31 protein-coding genes are annotated in these 18,588 nt (G+C 69.1%); 29 read left to right on the plus strand and 2 right to left on the minus strand.

Features of this window, described 5'->3' with window-relative positions:
- The first annotated feature begins 94 nt into the window (after positions 1-94).
- The 25 genes from C3V38_RS16090 (at position 95) to C3V38_RS16205 (ending at position 14,282) form a co-directional block, all read left to right on the plus strand.
- A complete protein-coding gene (locus tag C3V38_RS16090) occupies positions 95-469 on the plus strand; it encodes a DUF3846 domain-containing protein (RefSeq protein WP_106386648.1) in 375 nt (124 codons plus the stop codon).
- A gap of 199 nt (positions 470-668) precedes the next feature.
- Positions 669-929, plus strand: a complete 261-nt coding sequence (locus tag C3V38_RS16095; protein ID WP_106386650.1) for a hypothetical protein — start codon at positions 669-671, stop codon at positions 927-929.
- A gap of 153 nt (positions 930-1,082) precedes the next feature.
- Positions 1,083-1,484, plus strand: coding sequence for a helix-turn-helix transcriptional regulator (locus tag C3V38_RS16100; protein ID WP_106386653.1), 402 nt, complete (start codon positions 1,083-1,085; stop codon positions 1,482-1,484).
- Between the two features lie 91 nt (positions 1,485-1,575).
- Positions 1,576-1,959, plus strand: a complete 384-nt coding sequence (locus C3V38_RS16105) for a hypothetical protein (protein WP_106386656.1) — start codon at positions 1,576-1,578, stop codon at positions 1,957-1,959.
- 190 nt (positions 1,960-2,149) lie between these two features.
- Positions 2,150-2,593 carry a hypothetical protein gene (locus tag C3V38_RS16110; RefSeq protein WP_106386658.1) on the plus strand — a complete coding sequence of 148 codons (444 nt, stop codon included), beginning with the start codon at positions 2,150-2,152 and terminating at the stop codon, positions 2,591-2,593.
- A 52-nt stretch (positions 2,594-2,645) separates the two neighbouring features.
- Complete coding sequence (locus C3V38_RS16115) at positions 2,646-3,092, plus strand: hypothetical protein (RefSeq protein WP_106386660.1); 447 nt, start codon at positions 2,646-2,648, stop codon at positions 3,090-3,092.
- A gap of 178 nt (positions 3,093-3,270) precedes the next feature.
- Positions 3,271-3,633: a hypothetical protein gene (locus tag C3V38_RS16120; RefSeq protein ID WP_106386662.1), complete on the plus strand. Its 363-nt coding sequence runs from the start codon at positions 3,271-3,273 to the stop codon at positions 3,631-3,633.
- 187 nt (positions 3,634-3,820) lie between these two features.
- Positions 3,821-4,330 carry a hypothetical protein gene (locus C3V38_RS16125; protein ID WP_106386664.1) on the plus strand — a complete coding sequence of 170 codons (510 nt, stop codon included), beginning with the start codon at positions 3,821-3,823 and terminating at the stop codon, positions 4,328-4,330.
- 36 nt (positions 4,331-4,366) lie between these two features.
- Positions 4,367-4,726 carry a hypothetical protein gene (locus tag C3V38_RS16130; RefSeq protein ID WP_106386667.1) on the plus strand — a complete coding sequence of 120 codons (360 nt, stop codon included), beginning with the start codon at positions 4,367-4,369 and terminating at the stop codon, positions 4,724-4,726.
- A 410-nt stretch (positions 4,727-5,136) separates the two neighbouring features.
- Positions 5,137-5,583: a hypothetical protein gene (locus C3V38_RS16135; RefSeq protein ID WP_106386669.1), complete on the plus strand. Its 447-nt coding sequence runs from the start codon at positions 5,137-5,139 to the stop codon at positions 5,581-5,583.
- Between the two features lie 114 nt (positions 5,584-5,697).
- Positions 5,698-6,543, plus strand: a complete 846-nt coding sequence (locus C3V38_RS16140; protein ID WP_129591209.1) for a hypothetical protein — start codon at positions 5,698-5,700, stop codon at positions 6,541-6,543.
- Between the two features lie 227 nt (positions 6,544-6,770).
- Positions 6,771-7,217, plus strand: a complete 447-nt coding sequence (locus C3V38_RS16145) for a hypothetical protein (protein ID WP_106386674.1) — start codon at positions 6,771-6,773, stop codon at positions 7,215-7,217.
- Positions 7,218-7,288: 71 nt separating this feature from the next.
- A complete protein-coding gene (locus C3V38_RS16150; protein WP_106386677.1) occupies positions 7,289-7,588 on the plus strand; it encodes a hypothetical protein in 300 nt (99 codons plus the stop codon).
- A gap of 140 nt (positions 7,589-7,728) precedes the next feature.
- Positions 7,729-7,971, plus strand: a complete 243-nt coding sequence (locus tag C3V38_RS16155) for a hypothetical protein (RefSeq protein ID WP_106386679.1) — start codon at positions 7,729-7,731, stop codon at positions 7,969-7,971.
- A gap of 195 nt (positions 7,972-8,166) precedes the next feature.
- Positions 8,167-8,925, plus strand: coding sequence for a hypothetical protein (locus tag C3V38_RS16160; protein WP_106386681.1), 759 nt, complete (start codon positions 8,167-8,169; stop codon positions 8,923-8,925).
- Positions 8,926-9,005: 80 nt separating this feature from the next.
- Positions 9,006-9,590 carry a hypothetical protein gene (locus tag C3V38_RS16165; RefSeq protein WP_106386684.1) on the plus strand — a complete coding sequence of 195 codons (585 nt, stop codon included), beginning with the start codon at positions 9,006-9,008 and terminating at the stop codon, positions 9,588-9,590.
- Between the two features lie 108 nt (positions 9,591-9,698).
- Entirely contained in the window at positions 9,699-10,268 is a 570-nt protein-coding gene (locus C3V38_RS17415) for a hypothetical protein (RefSeq protein WP_129591210.1), read from the plus strand.
- Positions 10,269-10,465: 197 nt separating this feature from the next.
- A complete protein-coding gene (locus C3V38_RS16175; RefSeq protein ID WP_106386688.1) occupies positions 10,466-10,744 on the plus strand; it encodes a hypothetical protein in 279 nt (92 codons plus the stop codon).
- A gap of 337 nt (positions 10,745-11,081) precedes the next feature.
- A complete protein-coding gene (locus C3V38_RS16180) occupies positions 11,082-11,291 on the plus strand; it encodes a hypothetical protein (RefSeq protein WP_106386690.1) in 210 nt (69 codons plus the stop codon).
- Between the two features lie 66 nt (positions 11,292-11,357).
- Entirely contained in the window at positions 11,358-12,320 is a 963-nt protein-coding gene (locus C3V38_RS16185; protein ID WP_129591211.1) for a hypothetical protein, read from the plus strand.
- A 58-nt stretch (positions 12,321-12,378) separates the two neighbouring features.
- Entirely contained in the window at positions 12,379-12,555 is a 177-nt protein-coding gene (locus C3V38_RS17670; RefSeq protein ID WP_165001183.1) for a hypothetical protein, read from the plus strand.
- Between the two features lie 66 nt (positions 12,556-12,621).
- Positions 12,622-12,906, plus strand: coding sequence for a hypothetical protein (locus tag C3V38_RS16190; RefSeq protein ID WP_106386694.1), 285 nt, complete (start codon positions 12,622-12,624; stop codon positions 12,904-12,906).
- Positions 12,907-12,984: 78 nt separating this feature from the next.
- Positions 12,985-13,497 (plus strand): hypothetical protein, encoded by a 513-nt coding sequence (locus C3V38_RS16195; protein ID WP_106386696.1) that lies wholly within the window; start codon positions 12,985-12,987, stop codon positions 13,495-13,497.
- Between the two features lie 183 nt (positions 13,498-13,680).
- Positions 13,681-13,947, plus strand: coding sequence for a hypothetical protein (locus C3V38_RS16200; RefSeq protein WP_129591212.1), 267 nt, complete (start codon positions 13,681-13,683; stop codon positions 13,945-13,947).
- A 35-nt stretch (positions 13,948-13,982) separates the two neighbouring features.
- Positions 13,983-14,282, plus strand: coding sequence for a hypothetical protein (locus tag C3V38_RS16205; RefSeq protein ID WP_106386700.1), 300 nt, complete (start codon positions 13,983-13,985; stop codon positions 14,280-14,282).
- Positions 14,283-14,309: 27 nt separating this feature from the next.
- On the opposite strand, the gene C3V38_RS16210 is transcribed toward C3V38_RS16205, so the two are convergent.
- Complete coding sequence (locus C3V38_RS16210) at positions 14,310-14,696, minus strand: hypothetical protein (protein ID WP_106386702.1); 387 nt, start codon at positions 14,694-14,696, stop codon at positions 14,310-14,312.
- A 215-nt stretch (positions 14,697-14,911) separates the two neighbouring features.
- On the opposite strand from C3V38_RS16210, the gene C3V38_RS16215 reads away from it, so the two are divergent.
- On the plus strand, positions 14,912-15,331 hold the full coding sequence (locus C3V38_RS16215) for a hypothetical protein (RefSeq protein WP_106386704.1): 420 nt from the start codon (positions 14,912-14,914) through the stop codon (positions 15,329-15,331).
- Between the two features lie 178 nt (positions 15,332-15,509).
- On the opposite strand, the gene C3V38_RS17675 is transcribed toward C3V38_RS16215, so the two are convergent.
- The gene (locus tag C3V38_RS17675; protein WP_165001184.1) at positions 15,510-15,680 is read right to left on the minus strand and encodes a hypothetical protein; all 171 of its coding nucleotides are present in this window, start codon (positions 15,678-15,680) and stop codon (positions 15,510-15,512) included.
- A gap of 309 nt (positions 15,681-15,989) precedes the next feature.
- Between C3V38_RS17675 and C3V38_RS16220 the strand changes: the two genes are divergently transcribed.
- The 3 genes from C3V38_RS16220 to C3V38_RS16230 all read left to right on the plus strand — a co-directional run bounded on the left by C3V38_RS16220 (position 15,990) and on the right by C3V38_RS16230 (position 18,413).
- Positions 15,990-16,331 (plus strand): hypothetical protein, encoded by a 342-nt coding sequence (locus C3V38_RS16220; RefSeq protein ID WP_129591213.1) that lies wholly within the window; start codon positions 15,990-15,992, stop codon positions 16,329-16,331.
- Between the two features lie 30 nt (positions 16,332-16,361).
- Positions 16,362-17,636 carry a hypothetical protein gene (locus C3V38_RS16225; RefSeq protein WP_106386710.1) on the plus strand — a complete coding sequence of 425 codons (1,275 nt, stop codon included), beginning with the start codon at positions 16,362-16,364 and terminating at the stop codon, positions 17,634-17,636.
- 360 nt (positions 17,637-17,996) lie between these two features.
- Positions 17,997-18,413 carry a hypothetical protein gene (locus C3V38_RS16230; RefSeq protein ID WP_106386712.1) on the plus strand — a complete coding sequence of 139 codons (417 nt, stop codon included), beginning with the start codon at positions 17,997-17,999 and terminating at the stop codon, positions 18,411-18,413.
- Positions 18,414-18,588 lie beyond the last annotated feature (175 nt).

An 18,588-nucleotide genomic window follows, 5' to 3' on the forward strand; every position in this document is an offset into this window, starting at 1 on the left:
AGGCGGTGAGTGAGTGGCTTGCAGACTGCTGCACCGCGCCGGCTGCAGCGGAGAGTGAGTGCAGCCCGTTCACCCACCCCTCAGGAGGCTCACCATGACCGCACACCGTGGAGTGCTCGTCGAACCCGACGGCACCGTCAGCATTGAGACCTTCGACTCCGTAGATCTGGAGGCGCTCAGGACAACGGTCGGCGCACGCTACGTCGATGTCGTCCGGGTCGCGAGCATGGGCGGTGCCGATGATCTGACTCTGGACGCCTGGGTGGATGACGAGGGGCTGTTCACCGCCGAGTTCAACCCGGTCGCCAGTTTCATGGTCGCCAGCCTGCTGGGGGCGACCTGCCAGCGCTTTCACGGCAAGATGCTGTTCGTGGCCGGAAACACGACCACCGGTGACAGCGTGGGCCTGCCGGCGGTCACCGAGAAGGCACTTGTCGACTTGGGGGAGTACCTGGCCAAGTCGCTGTGATCGCGCGGGCAGGGCCCGCTCGAGTGCAGACGGGGCGGGCTCTGCCCGCTGCCTGGGCACGCGGGCGCACTGTCCGTGATTAGCCCCAGGCCGGCGTCCTGCCGCTGGTCTCGGGCGTGCTGCACCGACACGGGCAGGGGAGAGGGTGGAGCCCGACCGGCCCGCCGCCCTTGGGCCATCTGAGACGAGGAGGAAGACCATGACTGACGCCGCCCGCACGATCACCTTCGCCAGCGGAAACCTGCCGGGAAACCCGCACAGCAGCAGCGCCCACGAGTTCGCCGAGTCGGCTGAGGTGCTGGCCCTCGTCCACGAGCAGCGCACCGCGAACCTCATCGCCCTGCTCAACACTCCTGATGTGCCCACCAGTGACCGCTCGGCCCTGCTGGACGCTGTCTACAAGAACCTGGGCATCGAGGTCACGAAGCCCGGCGATGGGGGAGCGGCTCTCAACCTGTGACCTGACACGGCCCCGCCCGACCAACGGGCGGGGCCGTCCCGCATCCGACGCCAGCGGTGGAGATGGTCGGACAGAAAGCCCCCGAAAGCACGTAAGTTCTGGCTGCGGCCTGCACCTCGGGCGCAGTGGACCTCGGCGAAGGAGACAACGGCAGTGCGCGACGACGAATCCCGCTCGCTGGGGCGCGCCATCCGCGCGGCCAGGCTGGAGGCTGGGCTGACCCAGCTCAAACTGGCGGTCGCGGTAGGGGTCAGCGCCGGGCAGATCGGTGTGTGGGAGCGCGGTCGGGTCTCGCCTGCACGCGGCCGTGCCGCCTACGTGCCGGAGGTGTCCCGCGAGCAACTCGAGGCGATCGCGGCGGCGCTGGGCTGCGAGGTCGCGGCCATCGCTGATCGGGCGGCGCTGTCCGCCGCCACCCGGCTCATGCTCGGGTTGGAGCCGCTCGGCCCGGCCAGCACCGTCATCGCCGGGATCGAGTACGACCTCTCCGAAGCCGAGACCGACCGGGTCGCTGCTTTCGTCGCGGGCCTCATCGCCGCCCGCGAACTGCACTGATCGTCCACTGCTGCACCTGTCGCGGGCGCCGAGACAGTGGTTGCAGACAGCGACGCGAACAGCGCGGAGCGCCCGAGGCGAGGAGCCCATCATGGACCTGCAGACCATTCAGTTCGACACCCTCGACGCCGACGCCCTGGACCGCCTCAAGCGGGCGGAGGACAACCTGCGTTTCGACGGGGACCACGATCCGCTGCTGAACCTGCGCGGCCTGATCACCGACCTCAACTCGGTCGGGGTCTGGCCGGGGCGGGACGTGCTCGCCACCCCCGAGGGCGGACTGGTCTCCGACGGACTGGACCTCAAGGTCAACATCACCGGGTTCACCTACGTGTCGTGCTTCATCGACTCGATGGACGAACTGGTGGGCGACGAGGGCTGGACGTGGCGAAGCATCGCCCAGGCCGTCACGGACCGCCTCAATGAGGAGATCCAGGCTGCTCGCGAAGCGCTGATCGCCCCGGCCTACACCTGACGGGCAGACCATAGGCCCCGCACCCGAACCGGGTGCGGGGCACTTCTTTGCGCCACGGTCCCGCTGTCCGAGCTGCTGGCTGCCGCAGCACCCTTCGCAGAGGACGGGGCCTGGCGATCTCGCCTGCTGCACTTCCCGAAGCGCATCCGATGCTGATCGGGACATGCACCCCTGGCGGAAGGACACCCCGATGCGCTCACTGGACCTGGTCTTACACGCGATCACCGACGACGAACGGGCACGGCTCGACGACACGGCCTCACAGCTGCGCGAACCCGACGACTGGAACGCCGGCACCCGTGGACTGTGGCGCTTCTCGTATGAGGGGTTCGACAGTCTGCGCCATTTCGTGAACGCCTTGGCCGATTGCGGGGGCCTGCAGTGGGCGCAGAGGGGCGGGTTCGACCTGCTGGCGACGTTCGAGTCGGGCGACGGCTCGAACGACATGGACGACGGCCTCAACATCTCCGTCGCCTTGCACCTGGGCGACATCCAACGCTCGTTCTCGCCCCTGATCACCGTGTTCGTGGACGACGTGGCCGCGTTCCTGGGGGAGGAGCCCACCGTGGAGTCCGCCGCGACCGCGATTCGCGACGCGCTCAACGAGACCCTCGCGCATTTCGCGGCCGAGTAGACGTCCCGATCGCCGCGGCCAACTTCCAGCACTTCGACCGAAAGGCCCCACCATGACTTCGCTGCTGATCAACTTCGACGACCTCGACCCCTCCGACCGTGCCGACCTGGAGGATCTGGCCACCTCGCTGGTCGAACCCGCCGACCACCGCTCTGAATGGGAGGGCCGCTGGTCCAAGTCGTTCCGCGCCTTGGACGCACTGCGCAGCCTGATCAACGAGTTCGCCGCCCACGACGTGCTGCGGTGGGCCGACGGCACCCCGGCCGGGGCGACGGCCTCGTTCGACTCCGACGGTGAGCAGACCGACACCGAGTTCATCAACATCTCCGTGCTGCTGCCGACCAAGAACACCACCGGCCGGTTCGGGGCGTTCGTGATGTTCCTGGTCTCCGACATCGACGACCTGCTGCCGGCGAGCGAGCGCACCGCGGCCACCTGCGCCGAGGCGGTGGCCCGGGCACTGGGCGACGCGGTCGCCGATGCGTGCACTGCTGCCTGAGTCGGCGGGCCCCTCCGGGGCCCGCACCGGGCGGGCGGCTGGCGCTGTCCGGCCAGGTCGAAGCACGGCCGGTCCCGCCGAAGGGAGGGGCAAGCGAGCGGTCGGCGGCACTGCTGCACCCGCGGCAACGGCGGAGACGCTGACGGGGCAGTACCCACCCCGCTCGAGAGGAACCGCCATGCACGATGACACCTCCACCCCTGATCCCCGCCCGCTCGCCGGTGCCGCCCTGGTCCTGCTCGGCGACGCCGTGCCACAGGAGACGGTCCGGCAGTGGTGGCAGGCCGCCCGCCACGTCTCCCGGCAGACGGTGGCCAGCGGCCAGCCCAGCCCCGCCCAGCAGGACGGGCAGGTGTGCATGACTGCGTTCCTGGGCGAGGTGCACCGACTGCTCGGGGAGGACGACGTGGCCCGCGACGCGGCGATCAGCGCAGCGGCCTCGCAGGCCGACCTGATGGCCTTCCTTGCCACAAAGGAGCCGATCATGCGGGCCGCGATGCCCGACTACCTGCCGATCCTGCAGGGCTACCTGAACCCGTGAGCCTGGCACTGGGTGGGGCCACGGGCCTCGCCCAGCGCCTGCCGTCCCGGGCCCGCGCTGTCCGGGGGTCGGCAGGCCAGCCGCGACCTGCGGTGAGAGTCGCAGCCGTCGACGACTGCTGCACCTGGCGGACGAGAAGGGAGCGTCTTGGGCAGCGACGAACCCCGACAAGCCCAGGAGCAGACCGATGGCACACACCACGTTCCCCGCGATCTTCCGCGACACAGCCCTGCTGACCCCCGCCCCCGCGCACGCTGACAGTGAGGTGATCGGCGTGGACCCGCAGACCGGCTACCACGTCCTGTGCGACGGGCACTTCGATCCGGACACCGTCCCCGCTGAGGTGCGGGCGGCTAAGGCCAGCGACTTCGCGGACTACCTCAACCTGCTGGCCCGCCGACTGCGTGCCCGCATCCACGACACCCGGTCGGCCTCGTGGGAGGGCGACTGCGAGGTGCTGGCGGCCCGAAACCTGATCGAGGAGTTCGCCGGCTACATCTACCGTCGCGACCTGCGCGAGGCCGAAGCCCTGCAGGCCGAGCTGATCACGCAGCGGGAGGACCGGCTGGCCGGCAGGCCCCTGCCGGAGTGGCGCAACAACGGGCCGGCCCGCCCGGCGATCCGTCGTGCCGCCGCCCTGGCGGGCATCTACCGGCGTCAGGCTGCCGCGCTGGCCCCGGCCACGGCCGCTGCCTGAACGCCCCCAGCGACGACCATTCGACGAGGAGAGACGATGAAACCGATCGACGCCACGAACTGCTTGACTCTCGACGACCTGCGCCCCATGGCGCTGGAGGAGTCCGCCGACGACCCCGACCATCTGAGCGCCGTCATCCGGTACACGCCGGGGGAGTGGGACGCCACGATGGGCAGGCTCATCGAGGCCACCATGCGTGACTTTCTGGAGGACGCCCCGATGCGTGTCACGGTGGAGTACCTGACACCCGACGAAGGGGACTGGATGCGCCTGACCGGCGAACTCGTCGCACTCACCGCAGGCGGCGACGCCGTGTTCCTCGGAGGTGACCGCGGCCAGAAGCCGACCCAACGCAAGACCGTCCCGCTTGAGGACATCTACACCCTCGCGTTCTGAGGGGGCGCTGCTATCCGCTGGGCCGGGGCGGTCCGCACCGGTGGGGCACTGCTGGTTGGTGGTGCGCTTGAACGTAGCCTCCTGGCCCCTCCTCGCGAAGTGGAGTCGTGCGCTTGCCCGGGCAGGAAGTCCTACGTTCGCGTGAAGAACTAGACAGGTCGTCCACACCGCCGCGGGCTAACCAAGCCGCGCTGTCCGCAGTTCAGCTGGGACACGCGCCCTCCGCCCAATCGCGAGGCGATCATTGCTCCCGCAGGCGGCGCTACCCGCACGTCGTTGATTCCGAACCTTTCCCCGGCCTGCGCACGGCTGCTGTGGTTGCCGCCGGACTCGGTGAGGGTGCTGCACCGTCAAAGCTCAGGGGCACAGTGGGCTGATCGGAAACACAGCCCGCGTCGAGGAGGCCCCTGATGAGCACTCAGCACACCATGGAGGAGCGCATGAACGCACTGTTCGGCGAACCGGTCGACCTGCCCACCGTTGACGAGCTCGTCGCTTCCGGAGACCTCGTCGATGCGACTGGCTCCTACGCTGCCGGCAACGCCAGCGACCCCGACCGGCAGGCTCGGCTGCTGTTCAGCGCAGCCGCCTGGGACGACCTCGCCGCCTGGGACGAGAGGAACGCCGCCTACCAGGATGTTTCGGGTCGAATCCACGACGTGGTGACCGCTAGCAGGTTCTGGCACCCGCTGACCGGACGGTGCAACTCCCGCATGCTCGGCGAACGCACCGTGTTCTCCCTGACTCGGATCCCGAACACGCCCAGGGCGACGATCCCGCGACACACCAACGCCACCATCTACCCCGCCATCGACAACGGGCGGCTCACGCTCACCTTTCGACTGGCCTACGAGTAGCCCCGGGCCGCAGGCGATCGCCGCAGCCGACAAGCGGCGAGGCTATACCGGTCCTCGTTGTTCGACCCGCCAACTGTCGACTTTGTCAGCGCCAGGGCTGGCTACAGTTCGGCTATGGCACCGCGTCGCAGCTCCGAGGAGTCCCCACTGCAAAAGAACGGGGAGTGGCTGGCGCGACTCAATCGGTTGTCGCCCGCTGTCGATACCTGGCACAAGCGGTCCAAGAACCCGCAGCCACCCGATCCGGGAAGCTCGCTCGCAGCCGACTCGATGGCGGGGCTCAACGTGGACAACCCAGTCTGGTACTCGATGTGCGTCTCTTCCGAGCATCTCCACTTCTCGCTCGAGGCAATGCGAGCAACCGGGACGTTGTATCCGACCGCCTACATCACGGTCGCCCGGACGGCGCTCGTCGCTGCCGTGAACGCTGTCTGGGTACTTGCGCCCCGGACCCGGCAGGAGCGTCGCGAGCGCGCGCTCACGCTTCGCGCCGAAGACCTTCGCTCCCAGATAACGGCCATTGGCAACTTGCCAGCCGTTGACAGTGAATCCGAGGAGGTACAGCAGAAGCTCCTGGAGCAGCTGCGCGAGCGGCAATCTGGCCTGCAGGCGACCGCAGTCGCGCTGGGGATCGAGAGAGACGTGGAAAATCTCCGGCTGAATCAGACCGAAGCGATCAAATGGGTAGCTCGGAGCGTGCCCGATCTCGACGATGACCTTCTAGCTTCTGGGGTGCAGGCGATCTGGCGTTCAGGGAGCGCAGCCGCACACGCCCAGTACCACTACGGGGTGATGCGGGCCGCCAAGGATGAGACCGTGCCCGAACAGTCGGGAAGCTCAATCGTGAGGCTCAGCGGAGACCTCGACAAAGACATTGGCCCAGCCTTGGCCGCGGCAGCAATGGTTCTCAACGAGGCGTTTCGACTGTTCGACCTCCGGCGCGTTGCGCATCTGTCGTAGCTGAGCGCTGCGCGCACGGTACGGGCGGCTGTCCGCCGCTCGCTGCGCAACATCTGCAGGGTCGACGACATCGCCGATGGGGCGTCCGCCATCTTCGAGCCGGCGCTTCGCGGCTGTCCGCGCCGACTGCCCCACCACCTGCCGGTCCTTCCCTCGGCGCTGCTGCACTCTGCGCGGCGGGAGGCAGGGTGATCGAACCCGATACCCCGTGACCGAGGAGCGAAGAGATGACCCCACTGCTGTACCGCGATCACCGCGTCAACGTGAGCGACCTGGCAGCCGATGCCGCAGGGCTCGGCGACTTGGTGAACGCCGGAGACCTGGTCGATGCCACTGCCATCTACGCCGTCAGCGTGGGCGCAAACCCGCACGAGCTGCCGCGGCTGCTGTTCACCCGCCAGGCTTGGTACGACGTCGCCGCGTGGGATGAACACAACACCGCCCACCAGAGCGTCGCCGGCCGCATCTGCAAGGTCCTGGCCGCCGCCGAAGCCCTCGACACAGCAACCGGACACCCGACCCCAGTGCGGGCGGGGCAGCGTCGTCGAGTGTGGGTTGCGCGGATCCCCAACGCGCGGATGGCGTCGATGGCCGCTGCCACCAACGTCGACCTGGTCGAACTCCCCGACGGTCACCGAACCGCACTGCTGTTCTGCGCCACCTACGAGCCCTGACCGCCAGGAACCCGGGCCCCGTCGCTGACAACGCGCAGCCCTGACCACCCCCGACCACATAGGAGGCCCCAATGCCTCGGAAACTCACTACTGACCAGCTGGAATGGCTCAGCGACAAGTGCGATGACCTCGACCTGAACCTGCGCACCGACTACGAAGGGCGCGGCCACTACGAATCCCCGGGCGTGGGCATCGTCTGCCAGTCGCACGAGCTGGGCCTCGCGGCCCTGCTGATGGCGGCGACACTCAGCCAGGACAGCACCGGCATGGACTGGGATGACGTGCTCCACGAGCTCGACAATGCGCCCGCCCCGTCGATCGACTCGCTCGGGCTGTCTTCCATCGCCTACTGGCCCGGCCTCTCAGCCTGACCTCGACCGTCCCGGCCCAGACGGGCCTGAAAGGAACCACCGATGACGAACTGGCTTGCCGCCATCGCTCACCTGCCCACCTGGAGCGGCTGGGGCACCCTCTTCCGCACCGCCCGCGACGGGGCAGCCTGGTGACCGCGATGCTCAGTCCCGCCCGCCATGCGAGGGCTGCCGACGTCGCAGCTGACCGTGCAGAGAACGCCGCCTACCGGAGCGACCAGGCCGAAGCCGACCGGCAGGCAGGTCTCGCCCGCCAGCACGCCGACCAGGCCGGGGCGCTGGCCGCCCGGCACCCCGGTTCGGCAGCCGACGTGGACGCCACCGATGCCGACCGTGCCGCCGAGCGCGCCGAGCGGGAAGCCCGCAGCCTCACCGCTGGCTGAACGGCCCGACCGCGCCCACCCCGAACTCGAGGGGGTGCGCGCGGTGCCGCGGCGAACGCTCGCCCTGTCCGGCCCCAGCGCAGCACCGGCCAGCGGCAAGGCGGACCCGCACAGCCTCACCAGCGGCAGCTGCTGCACCCGCGAAACCGGGGGAGAGGCTCAGTGCATCCCGCAGACCCACCCCAGGAGGCCCCGATGAGCGCCACAACACTGACTCAGCTGCTGACCCGCACAAAGGCCGGGCACGACTGTTACCTCGACGCTGCCCGCCTGGCCTCAGACGGTGACCTGGCCGCCGCCGCGGTGATGGCCCGCTACAGCGTGGACGCCTACGCCGATGCCGCTGAGATCACAGCAGGCCTCGACGGCGGCAACATCGGCCGGCCCCGCATCTACGTCGCCTGTGCCGAGAAGTCCGCCGCCGTGGCCGCGATGATGGCTCAGCTGGCCACCCTCGCCGGTAGCGACTCCCTCAAGGACGCGGCCGTCTCGGCAGAGTTCGCGGCCCGCGCGGTGCGCCGCGCCCGCATCGCCGTGAATCCGCGACTGGACGACAACGACCTCTCCGACGCCGGCCTCGCCGCAGCCAACGAGATCGCGGAAGCGTTCGCCGCGGTCAGCCAGTTGGCCGACGAGGCGGTAGCCCACGCAGATGACGCCGCACGGTATGCCGACGAGTGCGAGAACACGCAGGTGGCGCAGGACGCACAAGACGTGGCCTCGCAGGCGCGAGCCGCCGCGGTGAAGGCGGTGCGAGCGGCCGGGGTGGCGATGTCGTTGGCTCCCGGCGCCTACTCGACGGGGGCGACCGCAGCCCCCGACCGCGCCGACTTCGCCGTCACGGCGGCGACCGTTGCCGACCGTGCCGCCACCAAGGCAGAGCGGCACGCCGAGCAGAAGACGGCCAGTGAGGCTGTGACGTCCCTGCGCAGCCGCATCGCCGACCCCCGCTGACCCCTGCACTCCACGCGCACCGCAAGCGAGATCACCCGCCTGCGATGCACCTATGACTCGATCTGACGAAAGGCTCTGCCATGTTCTCTCTCAAGGCATCGCCGATGGCCGATGCGATGCTCACCCGGGCATTGTGGAAGCCAGCGCCCGCAACCGACCTGGACGCCTACGCCGCGGTCCTCCACACCGTCGACGACGCCGCCGCATGGGAATGGAACGGCATCCCCGCGCACGTCGAACCGTTCTTCCAGTCGGGCGACGACACCCCCGATGCCCTGTTCGTCTCCGCCCGGTTCGGGGCGCTGGCCGCATCGCTGATGGTTGAGCTCGACACCGAACAGTTGGCCCGGGCTGACACCTGGGGTGGAGTACTCGAGATGGTCACCGACGACCTCAACGATGCCCACGCGAGCCTGCTCAGGAGCTTCCCGCCAGCACCACCGCGGGCCGACGGGCTGGGGCAGCGACTGGTGAACCGCGACAGCATCCGCGCCGAGATCGACGACAACCCGAACCTGACAGAGAGCCAGCGACTGAGGCTGATGGCAGCCCTTGACAGTGAGATCGACGACGCGATCGAGGCGTGCACCCGCAGTGTCGAAGATCAGCTGTACGCCGTGCACGACGAGTTGCAGGCACTGGTCGTCGCCGACCTGACCAGCTGACCACTCCCACCCCGCCGGTCGCCTTGGCCGCCGGGGTGGGTTCCGGCCTGCCAGGGGATAGGGCTGTCCGCCGCCGGTGGCGATCATGGGCGGCCTAATCTCCACGACATGACACTTCGCGGGGTGGTTGCCGTTCTCATGGTCTCGGCCATGGGCCTAGCCGGGTGCGGGGAAGACTGGTCGGCCGAACCTGAACCGCCCACCGAGGCAGAACTCGTCGTAGAACGTGCCCAACAGCGACAGCAGCAACTCGACGCCGAGCTCGAACGGTGGCGGGAACTCGACTTGGACGACCATATCGTCGCGCCGATGGGCGAACCGATCTCCGATCACGTCCTCACCACGTCGCTTGGCGAGCTCTACATCGACGGCTTCGGACTCTGCACCGATGTGACGATCACCAACAGCGGCACCCTGCCGAGGAAAGTGGGAGCGAGAGATTGGACCACCACCTACCCGAGCGGCTTCACCAGCCAAGGCCGCATTGTCAAAGGCGACGTCTCCGGCCGCAGCCATTGGTATCGGCGAGGCTTGATCATCGTGCAACCCGGTGAAACCCGGACCATGCAGATCTGCCTTGGTGGCGCCGACGAACGCGAGGGCATCAAACCGGGCCTGTACAAGATCAAGTTCACTCCAGCGCTGATGCAAACCCACGTCTGGCTAACCGTGATCTAACTCTGGCGCTGCAGTTCGCCGGTTAGGTTCCGGCTTCTCAGGGGAGCTGTCCGCTGATTCGCCTGGTCTCGGCACTGATGGTGGCGTGATGGTCTGCTGCACCGGCGGGGTGGGATCACACGGCCCTGCTAACCCAAAAACTACCTTTACAGATGTAGAGGCGGGCAGTTAGCCACCCACTCGATAGGAGCAAGACCATGACTTTCATTGCACCCGCAGCCACCATCCTCGTCGGAATCCTCGGCCTGATTGGCGTCCTGGCCACCCTCCGCCAGCGCGCCCGCGCAGAAGCCACCGACCGGTTCTGGAAGCGCCTCATGTGGGCGCTGGACGCGGCCATGAGCGACGACCCCCGCACCCGCGAAGCCGGGGAACGAACCCTACTGGCCCTTCGCCGCCACCCGGAGGCCACCGCCCACGACCAGCACCTCATCCGTACCGCCCTCAACGGCAATCGCCGCCACCCGCTGACCTAGAACCCCACACCTGCGCCCCGCCATCACGCGGGGCGCTTTCCGTTCTCGGCGCTGCGGGCTGTCCGCACCGCCGGCGCCGCCGCGCACCTTCACTAATTCGCCTGAGCCCCGCCTCGGCCAGCGGGGCGTTCATCGTTCCCCCCGACCACGCGATCAGCACACGGGCCACGCGTGAGGTCCGCGACGCCAGACTCTGCTGCACTCGCGGACCGCCAGGGCACAGTGAGCACACCCGGTTCGCCAACACGCGGCGACCGAAACAAGTCCCGGGCCCCCGTTGCTGACCACGCGCGGCGGGGGCCCGCACACACGACAGCAACACGAGAACGAGGTCACTATGTCTTTCCGCAGCGAATGGTTCGACGCCGGCAGCACCCACGTCGGGCTTCTGACCGAAGGTGACGACCCCGACTGGTGCGACGAGCCGGTCACCGGTGAGGTCGCCGTCGTGTTCTCCGGCGACACCGGCGCCGTCATCGAGGGCAGCAAGGACGCCGTACGACGTCTGCTCACCGCCGCCCTGGACGGTCTCGACAGGCTCGGCTGATCCGATCCCCGTCGCTCTGGACGGTAGCCGTGAGGCCACCGCAGACGGTTCAAGGAAGGAATGATCATGGAATCTGTTGACGCACTGATCAACTTGACCTCGAACTTCGCGCTGGCAGTGGCGGTGATTGCGGGGATCGCGGGCGGCTACAAGCTGGCTGTCGGGGAGCCCGGTACCGGAGTTCGGCTCGTCGCCATGTCGGTCGTACTCGGCGGGTTCCCGTTGATCTCGAAGGTCATCATGCCGTGGGCCGTCGAGCTGGGGTCTGCTGCTGAACCGTCCGCAGCTCCACCACAAGGTCCCGACTCTCAAGCGCCGATCGACTCGCCGCAACCGCCCCCGCCGCCCCCGTCGGCAGATCCCTTCTCGGAGATTCCGCCGATCGCAGTCGGGGAGCCCGTCGAGCTGCCGGCATGGTTCTGGCCCGCCCTTGGTGGGAGCACGCTCGTGGTCGTGCTTGTGCCCCTCGTTGTGATGCTGGGCATCCGCGTGCTCGCAAAGCGCCGTCAGCAGCGCGAACTGCGGAAAGAGATCGAACGGCTCTGGAGCCTGCACGATCGGAGCTTGCGCAAGCTCAAGCGGGCCTACACCGCGGCCGAGACCGATCCGTGGACCGCGTTCCGCCGACCGCTGCTGACTGATGTGACCGAGCCCCTGACCGCGCAGTTCCACGAGAAGTTCGCCCGAGCCCGAGAGCTGGATACCGAGTATCGACCCACCAACAGGGAGCTGGTCGACCGTTTCGGTGACGCCGTTCGTGAAGCCACCGCCGCGTGGACGGCTGTCGACCAGCACGCCCGCGCTGTCGCCGTGCCCACCACATCAGACGCTGAGCGACGCCGCCTGCGCCGGGCCGAAGACGCTCTGCGGTTGGCGCTGGACGAACGCGCCAGCCCCGCCGAGCGGGCCGTCGCTCTGGCCAGAGTCGAGCAACTCATCGCAGGACTGACGGCGATCCCCGACAAGGCGCGCGCGGCCGTCGTCGCCGAGTTGGAAACCACGACGCGGCTGGCGCTCACCAGCGGATGATCGCCGGAGCTTGGCACTAGGCTGACACAGTCGCAGGCAGGAAAAAAAGGGGATCTACATGCAACGTGCCATCGGATACGCGCTACTCGCGGTTGCGGTGGCGATGCTCAGCGTGGCCCTTCTGCGGTTACGCCGCGGCAACTACCAGCCTGCAGTGGGCCTCGCCGTGAGGCCGCTGATGTTCGCCGCCGCCGCGTGCAGCGCAGCCGGATCCGTGGTCTTGTTCACCTCCTAGCCTGCGCACCTCCGGGGGCGCGGGCCAGAAGGTTCGCGTCGGAGTCGCCGGATACCGTGCCTGCCCGTGGACGAGCTCGCCGAGAAAATTCGTGTCGCCTCTGAGCAGCTGGACCCGGCCCGGTTCCTGGAGCTGCTCAGGTGGCACCGCGTCGTGGCCGGCCTACCCGAGCTGGACTGGTCGCAGCCTGGTGTCTACAAGAGGGCTGTCGACGAGCTCACCCCCGAGCGAGCCGCAGAACTCCTGCGAGATGTACGGCGCACGGCCCGAGATCCGCGCGGTCACCGGCACGGCGCCGACGGCAAACCCCAGTTCCGGCAGGGTCGAACCCTGCGTAACCGATTCAACTGAGCGTCCCGGTGCACGACACCGTGTCGGACTGTCCGAATAGTCTGAACCAGACCCAGGCGAACAACGGAGGACCCACCGATGGCAACTACCGATGCTGGCGACGACCTTCTGCGGCTGATCGGCGTGGGCAGCGGCTGGGACTTCGATCCGCCTCTGCCGGCCCTGTGGGCCCGACGGCTTCGCCGCGTAACCGGGACTCATCCGTCGGGCGCCCGCCTGGAGCTGGTGTGGACCCTCACCGGGGGCATCGCCGACGCGACCACGTGGGTGAGCGCCCGCGGCGCGGTCGTGGAGTTCGCGCCGATCGTGCCGCCGGCCCGCGATGCCCTTTTGATTGCGCTGTTGACCACGCCAGATGACACGCAGCAGCAGGCCGACGAGACTGTCGCCACGCACATCGCCGATTTCTGGTCGACCACCCCACGCAAGCTCAACGACCGCGTCCGGGCGTCGATGCTGGAGGGACAGCCCGAGCCCCAGCGCCAGCAGCTCATCGACCACATGGAGCTCGTTGACCGTCGCCTCCAGGCCTACCATCAGCGCAGCCAACAGCGGGCCCGGCGCCGCGGCTGGCATCCCCCGACACCCTGAATTGACGCGCGGGAGCCGTCGACCGGCCACGGCCTGTCCACGCCGTCACCGCGGGGCGCCCCAACGAAACCGGCGCCATCCGACCGGTGCATGGAGCTGCTGCACGCCCAGGCGGCGGCGGCACAGTGTGGGCATCTCACCTACCCAACCGGGGCGGGTGACCGGCCCGAAAAGGGGAGCCCGATGAGCAACGCCGATCCCGTCATGGCCCAGCCCAGCCGCGCCACCTTCCACGTGGAAATGACCCGAGTGGTCGAAGTGACCATCGACATGCCGGACGGGCACACCCTGGACGACTGCTCCTCCCATCGGCTGTGGCGCTGGCCCGACAGCGTCCTGGAGGCGATCGAGGACGCTGTACGCGAGGAGCTCGCCGACGAGAGCGCTACCTCCCTCCTTGGCGGCATCTCCGAGATCAGCCACTCGGACGGCGACGCCGCCACCGGATGACGCCGCCACCCGCCTCTGCGATTCGAGGAGAACCCATGACCCACACCTATCCCACCCCGACCCACGCCGAGCTCACCTCCCACGGAATCACAGCCCGCATCGACGCCAACTACGACGCAGCCACCGCAGCAGACCCACTCGGCGCGTTCGCCAGTGTCACGGTGGCCGGCCACCCGGACGTGGCGGTTCACGTCCACTCCTCAACCACCGTCGACGGCGCAGTGACCGTCCTGGTCGACGCCCCCGAAGGCACGACAATCCGATTCGACGTGAACGACGCCAGCGTTGCCGAGTCCGTCGTCGGGGAAGCATCCCGCCTGGTCGACGACGACTAACGGTCATCCGCCGCCCCGGGTGCTCGACTAGTCGGAGGTCGGCGACCTCCATCGCCGGAGAGTGTCCAGCGCTCGACGGTGCCCGGTGTCCCCGCCAGTAGGTTCGTGTTTGCGGAAACGGTCGACCGCCCCGACGAACCGTTCGAGCTCGGCGATCGCACGTCCGAGATCGCCCTGACTCTCGTACAGCTGCGCCAACGCCATCGCCGGTCCAGGAGCCACCGTGTACCCGGCCAGCTGCGCCCCACGTTCAGTGGCGTCGCGCATCTCGCACAGCAGAGCCTCATACTCGCGCCACTTCTGTGCCCGCTCCAACCGCTCCACCTCATCCCACCAGGACGTGAAGTGCCGACCCCGGACCGCCTCCGCGGCCTCAGCGGCATCCATCAGGTCGAAGTAGTCGTCGTCCTCCATGCGAACACCGTAGGACGGTCGAGCACTCACCACGCCCACTGTCGTAGACCGCCTCGTATCTCCCGGCCTGTCCGCAGCCCCCGCCCTGACTCTGCTTCCCCTCCCGGTTCGCTCGCATGGCCACCGTGCAGTAGCTGCTGCACCTCGCCGATGCCGGGAGATCGTCGGAAGGAGCCGCCCGATCGGGTGGCCCGACCACGACGAAGGGCACCGCGATGACCACCACCCCCGACACCGACTTCCCAGCTGGCCTGCTGATCCAGGTCGTTCGCCCGGCCCCCTCGACGTACGGGGACCTGACCCTTGGGGGAGTGTCGGCCGAGGCGAAACAGCTCACCCTGATCGGCATCATCGACGCCGACGGCGACTACGAGCAGCTGCCCAAGCAGTCCCGCGTCTTCCCTGCCCGCCCCGACGCGCCCGCCGTGGTGCTGGATCGCACCGCCGGTGGGTTCCCGATCCTGGTGCCCGCCAGCCACCACCCGGAGACGGGATGGGGCCGGGTTCGTACCCACACCATGGCCGGCGGCAACTTCGGCGCCTCCTCCGACTCCCGGGTCGGCGACGCCCTGCTGGCGGTGAGCGGGTCACGCTTCTACGGGGCCGTGGCGATCCACGACCGCATCGAACGCTGAACGCGGAGCTACTCTCGGCGCTGCGCGCCGATCGGAATCCCGCCACAACCCCGCCACTCCACGGGACCTACCCGCGGCACCTACTCGCTGCACGGGCAGGCATACGGCCTTCACCGACCCCGCCGCGCCGGGTGGGCTGCCGACCCGGCGCGGTGGGTGAGTCATCGTCCCGGTCACCTCACCACGGGCCCACCTCGAGAAGTTTGACGACGCCCTGGCCGATGACCGCTGCGGCTGTCACCTCCGTGAGCCACGAGCCGAGCCGCCGAACCCACCAGCCGAGCCGCCGAATCCACCGGCCCGCCCCGCCGTCGTCGCCGCCGTAGCCGTTGCTTCCCTTGTTCCTCATCTCGACGTACCCCTTGGGGTTTGGGCCCTCGCCGGCTGCGTGGGCCTGTACCTCTTCACTGGGAAGCCGCAAGGTTCACAGCATCACCCCGCGATCCGACCGGGCCCTGAGCTCGCTGACAGTCACTACATCTGGACCAGCTGACCCGGACCTGCCGCGCAAGGGGAGGGGCCGGCCACCCGCCGGGCTGTCCGAACCGGGGGCCAGGTCAGCGCATCGAACCTCCGCAGCCGATACCGCGGTACTGCTGCACCCCGAGGGAGCGGGCAGAAGGTGGAGGCGACAAACGACATCGCCCAGGAGGACGCCATGACCACCATCGCTGACCGCGCCGCCGAGATCCTCGCAGGCTGGGACGCCGACGACGCCGCCGCCAAGGAGCGCCTCGAAGCCCACACCGCATGGGTCACCCACATGGTCGAGGTGGAGCGCATCCGTCCCGAAACCCTGCCCTGCATCCACGGCACCGCCTTCTGGCCAGACCGCGGTCAAGTCTGCACCTCCTGCGAGTCCGAGGCCGAGGCCATCGCCTACGACTACCGCACCCCCGAGGAGGTCGCCGCCGACCGCCAGCGGGCCGCCCTGGCTCAAGCGGAGCGGGAAGCAGCGCACGCCGCCGAACCCGGCTCGTGGACCGATCACCCGTTCTGACCAGCCACACGCCCACACGAGGAGGACTCGATGACCACGATGACACTGACCGACGATGACCGCGCCGACACCGCCGCCGAGTCCGGCCGCGAGTTCGACATCCCCGCCTGCGCTGTGTCGGAGGCGATCGGCCGAATCGACCGCGCGAACCGCCGCCTCGAGCGGGCCGGCATCGAGTCCCGGTTCGTCTACGAGCTCACCCCCTACGAGCACACCGCCACCCGCGACGGCATCACCCGCACCGAACGCCGCGTGGTGCTGACCATCAACTCGCCTGCCCTGTCGTTCGGCGGGTGGCGGTTCCAGGCGGCCCTGGACATCATCGACGGGCAAGCCATCGTCTCCGCCCCGCCCGGCGTCGACCTGTCGGACTGGGAGCGGCCAGACGCCCACCAGTGCGACCACTGCGGCCTCAACCGGACCCGCACCCACTCCTACGTGGTGCGCCACGAGGACACCGGCGAGCTGCGCCAGATCGGGCGTTCCTGCCTGCCCCTGTTCCTGGGAGTGCGCCCGGCCGGACTGTGGGCCTTGCAGTGGGACTACGACGACCTGGAGATGTTCACCGACCGCGACGCCCACGGCAACGCCCCAGTCGTGGTCACGTCCTACGACCCCCGCGAGCTGCTGGCCCTGACGACAGTGCTCAGTGAGCGTGGGCGCCGCTACGTCTCCCGCGCTGCGGCCGGTGATGGCCGCACCGCCACCGCCGACATCCTGTGGTCGATTCTGGATCCGTCGCCGTACGAGACCAGCCAGGTGCGGGCGTGGCGCGAGGAGATCACCGCCGCCGCGGCACTGGTGCCCGCCGGCGACATCGACGACATGATCGCCACCGCCACCACGATGGGCGACTCTGACTACGCCCAGAACCTGCGAGTATTGGCTGGCCAGGACCACATCCCGGCCCGCCACGTCGCACTGTGGGCATCCCTGGTCGGCGTCTACTTCCGCCGAGAACGAGACAAGGACCGCCGGGCCGCGCTGCCGGAGCTGACCGGCGGCTACCTGGCAGACAAGGGCGCAAAGATCGCCGACATCACCGGCATCGTCACCACGTTGACCAGCTGGGAATCGGACTACGGCTACCCGCCCAAGACGGTCACCCTGCTCGTGGTGCACACCGACTGCGGTCACCTGCTCAAGTGGCAGGGGACGGTGCCCGACGAGGTCGACGGCCAGCGCCTGGAGTGCGGGCAGCGCGTGACCATCGCCCGGGCCACGGTCAAGGCCCACGAGCAGTGGAAGGGCACCCCGCAGACCCGCATCGTCCGAGCAAAGCTGACGCGTCCCGCCACCGAGTAGGGGCGCCGCCGGTGGCCCTCACGAGCCGGTCAGGCGACGCCTCAGATGGCCTGCTCGTGGAGGCCGTGCCTACCTTCTCGTGGAGGCCGTGCCCGCCTTCTCGTGGAGGGGGTGGCCCCCTTCTCTTGGAGAAGTAGAGAGCCCTTTGGATCTCCGCTGAGGCGGGGCGCCCGCCGCGGGGCGCCGGCGCTGTCCGGGCCAGCCGGCAGAGCGTTGGCCGCCCGCCGCCACCCGCTGCCGCCCGGGGCGAGCCGCCGCCGGCGAGCGTGCGGCGCCGTGGCCCGCGCGAGTGCTGCTGCACCCGTCGACTCCGACGAGAGGCTGGCCACGTCACGCAGCCCACCCCGAAGGAGCCCCCTAATGCGCAGCCACAGGCTCAGCCTCAACTACTTCACCGCGCCAGCGCCCGCTGGCGTCAGCGGTGACTTCTGGATCGACTACCTCGAGGACGTCCTGATCGACCTCAGCCGCGACGACGTCGGAGACGCCATCGCCAACCACTCGGCGTACCCGCTGGAGGACTACGTCCCCGACGGCGGTAAGTCCGCGGTCCTGACATGGCTCAACGAGCAGGTGGCGGCGCTGCGCCACGGCAGCCGCCACGTCGAGATCCTCTACCCGCCCGGACTGACCATTGACGGCGAGCCCGCCGCGCTGGTGACGGCCAGCGACGACGGCATCGACTGCGCCTCACAGCAGGCGACCGCGTTCGCGATGCTCGCGTGGCTGGTCAACGACCGCCAGGCCCAGGACCACCGCCGCGACTTCGCCGCCTAGCCCCTCCCAACGGCCCCGGCCCCAGCACGCGGGGCCGGGGCCCTCTCGCTGCCGCCCACCCGGCCGCTCTGTCCAAACGCCCGCAGGTCGCTCGTGGACCTGCCGCAGCGGCATGACCGGCCCATACCTTTACTCCAGCTCATTGACAGGTGGGTTCTCTTCTCCGCCTCGCAGA

Source organism: Dietzia sp. oral taxon 368 (assembly GCF_002999155.1).
Classification (GTDB): Bacteria; Actinomycetota; Actinomycetes; order Mycobacteriales; family Mycobacteriaceae; genus Dietzia; species Dietzia cinnamea.

Bases quoted from the DNA above. Each gene is read 5' to 3' on its own strand.
- C3V38_RS16090 (WP_106386648.1), top strand. From the start codon at position 95: ATGACCGCACACCGTGGAGTGCTCGTCGAACCCGACGGCACCGTCAGC.
- C3V38_RS16095 (WP_106386650.1), top strand. From the start codon at position 669: ATGACTGACGCCGCCCGCACGATCACCTTCGCCAGCGGAAACCTGCCG.
- C3V38_RS16105 (WP_106386656.1), top strand. From the start codon at position 1,576: ATGGACCTGCAGACCATTCAGTTCGACACCCTCGACGCCGACGCCCTG.
- C3V38_RS16110 (WP_106386658.1), top strand. From the start codon at position 2,150: ATGCGCTCACTGGACCTGGTCTTACACGCGATCACCGACGACGAACGG.
- C3V38_RS16115 (WP_106386660.1), top strand. From the start codon at position 2,646: ATGACTTCGCTGCTGATCAACTTCGACGACCTCGACCCCTCCGACCGT.
- C3V38_RS16120 (WP_106386662.1), top strand. From the start codon at position 3,271: ATGCACGATGACACCTCCACCCCTGATCCCCGCCCGCTCGCCGGTGCC.
- C3V38_RS16125 (WP_106386664.1), top strand. From the start codon at position 3,821: ATGGCACACACCACGTTCCCCGCGATCTTCCGCGACACAGCCCTGCTG.
- C3V38_RS16130 (WP_106386667.1), top strand. From the start codon at position 4,367: ATGAAACCGATCGACGCCACGAACTGCTTGACTCTCGACGACCTGCGC.
- C3V38_RS16135 (WP_106386669.1), top strand. From the start codon at position 5,137: ATGAGCACTCAGCACACCATGGAGGAGCGCATGAACGCACTGTTCGGC.
- C3V38_RS16140 (WP_129591209.1), top strand. From the start codon at position 5,698: ATGGCACCGCGTCGCAGCTCCGAGGAGTCCCCACTGCAAAAGAACGGG.
- C3V38_RS16145 (WP_106386674.1), top strand. From the start codon at position 6,771: ATGACCCCACTGCTGTACCGCGATCACCGCGTCAACGTGAGCGACCTG.
- C3V38_RS16150 (WP_106386677.1), top strand. From the start codon at position 7,289: ATGCCTCGGAAACTCACTACTGACCAGCTGGAATGGCTCAGCGACAAG.
- C3V38_RS16155 (WP_106386679.1), top strand. From the start codon at position 7,729: ATGCTCAGTCCCGCCCGCCATGCGAGGGCTGCCGACGTCGCAGCTGAC.
- C3V38_RS16160 (WP_106386681.1), top strand. From the start codon at position 8,167: ATGAGCGCCACAACACTGACTCAGCTGCTGACCCGCACAAAGGCCGGG.
- C3V38_RS16165 (WP_106386684.1), top strand. From the start codon at position 9,006: ATGTTCTCTCTCAAGGCATCGCCGATGGCCGATGCGATGCTCACCCGG.
- C3V38_RS17415 (WP_129591210.1), top strand. From the start codon at position 9,699: ATGACACTTCGCGGGGTGGTTGCCGTTCTCATGGTCTCGGCCATGGGC.
- C3V38_RS16175 (WP_106386688.1), top strand. From the start codon at position 10,466: ATGACTTTCATTGCACCCGCAGCCACCATCCTCGTCGGAATCCTCGGC.
- C3V38_RS16180 (WP_106386690.1), top strand. From the start codon at position 11,082: ATGTCTTTCCGCAGCGAATGGTTCGACGCCGGCAGCACCCACGTCGGG.
- C3V38_RS16185 (WP_129591211.1), top strand. From the start codon at position 11,358: ATGGAATCTGTTGACGCACTGATCAACTTGACCTCGAACTTCGCGCTG.
- C3V38_RS17670 (WP_165001183.1), top strand. From the start codon at position 12,379: ATGCAACGTGCCATCGGATACGCGCTACTCGCGGTTGCGGTGGCGATG.
- C3V38_RS16195 (WP_106386696.1), top strand. From the start codon at position 12,985: ATGGCAACTACCGATGCTGGCGACGACCTTCTGCGGCTGATCGGCGTG.
- C3V38_RS16200 (WP_129591212.1), top strand. From the start codon at position 13,681: ATGAGCAACGCCGATCCCGTCATGGCCCAGCCCAGCCGCGCCACCTTC.
- C3V38_RS16205 (WP_106386700.1), top strand. From the start codon at position 13,983: ATGACCCACACCTATCCCACCCCGACCCACGCCGAGCTCACCTCCCAC.
- C3V38_RS16210 (WP_106386702.1), bottom strand. From the start codon at position 14,696: ATGGAGGACGACGACTACTTCGACCTGATGGATGCCGCTGAGGCCGCG.
- C3V38_RS16215 (WP_106386704.1), top strand. From the start codon at position 14,912: ATGACCACCACCCCCGACACCGACTTCCCAGCTGGCCTGCTGATCCAG.
- C3V38_RS17675 (WP_165001184.1), bottom strand. From the start codon at position 15,680: ATGAGGAACAAGGGAAGCAACGGCTACGGCGGCGACGACGGCGGGGCG.
- C3V38_RS16220 (WP_129591213.1), top strand. From the start codon at position 15,990: ATGACCACCATCGCTGACCGCGCCGCCGAGATCCTCGCAGGCTGGGAC.
- C3V38_RS16225 (WP_106386710.1), top strand. From the start codon at position 16,362: ATGACCACGATGACACTGACCGACGATGACCGCGCCGACACCGCCGCC.
- C3V38_RS16230 (WP_106386712.1), top strand. From the start codon at position 17,997: ATGCGCAGCCACAGGCTCAGCCTCAACTACTTCACCGCGCCAGCGCCC.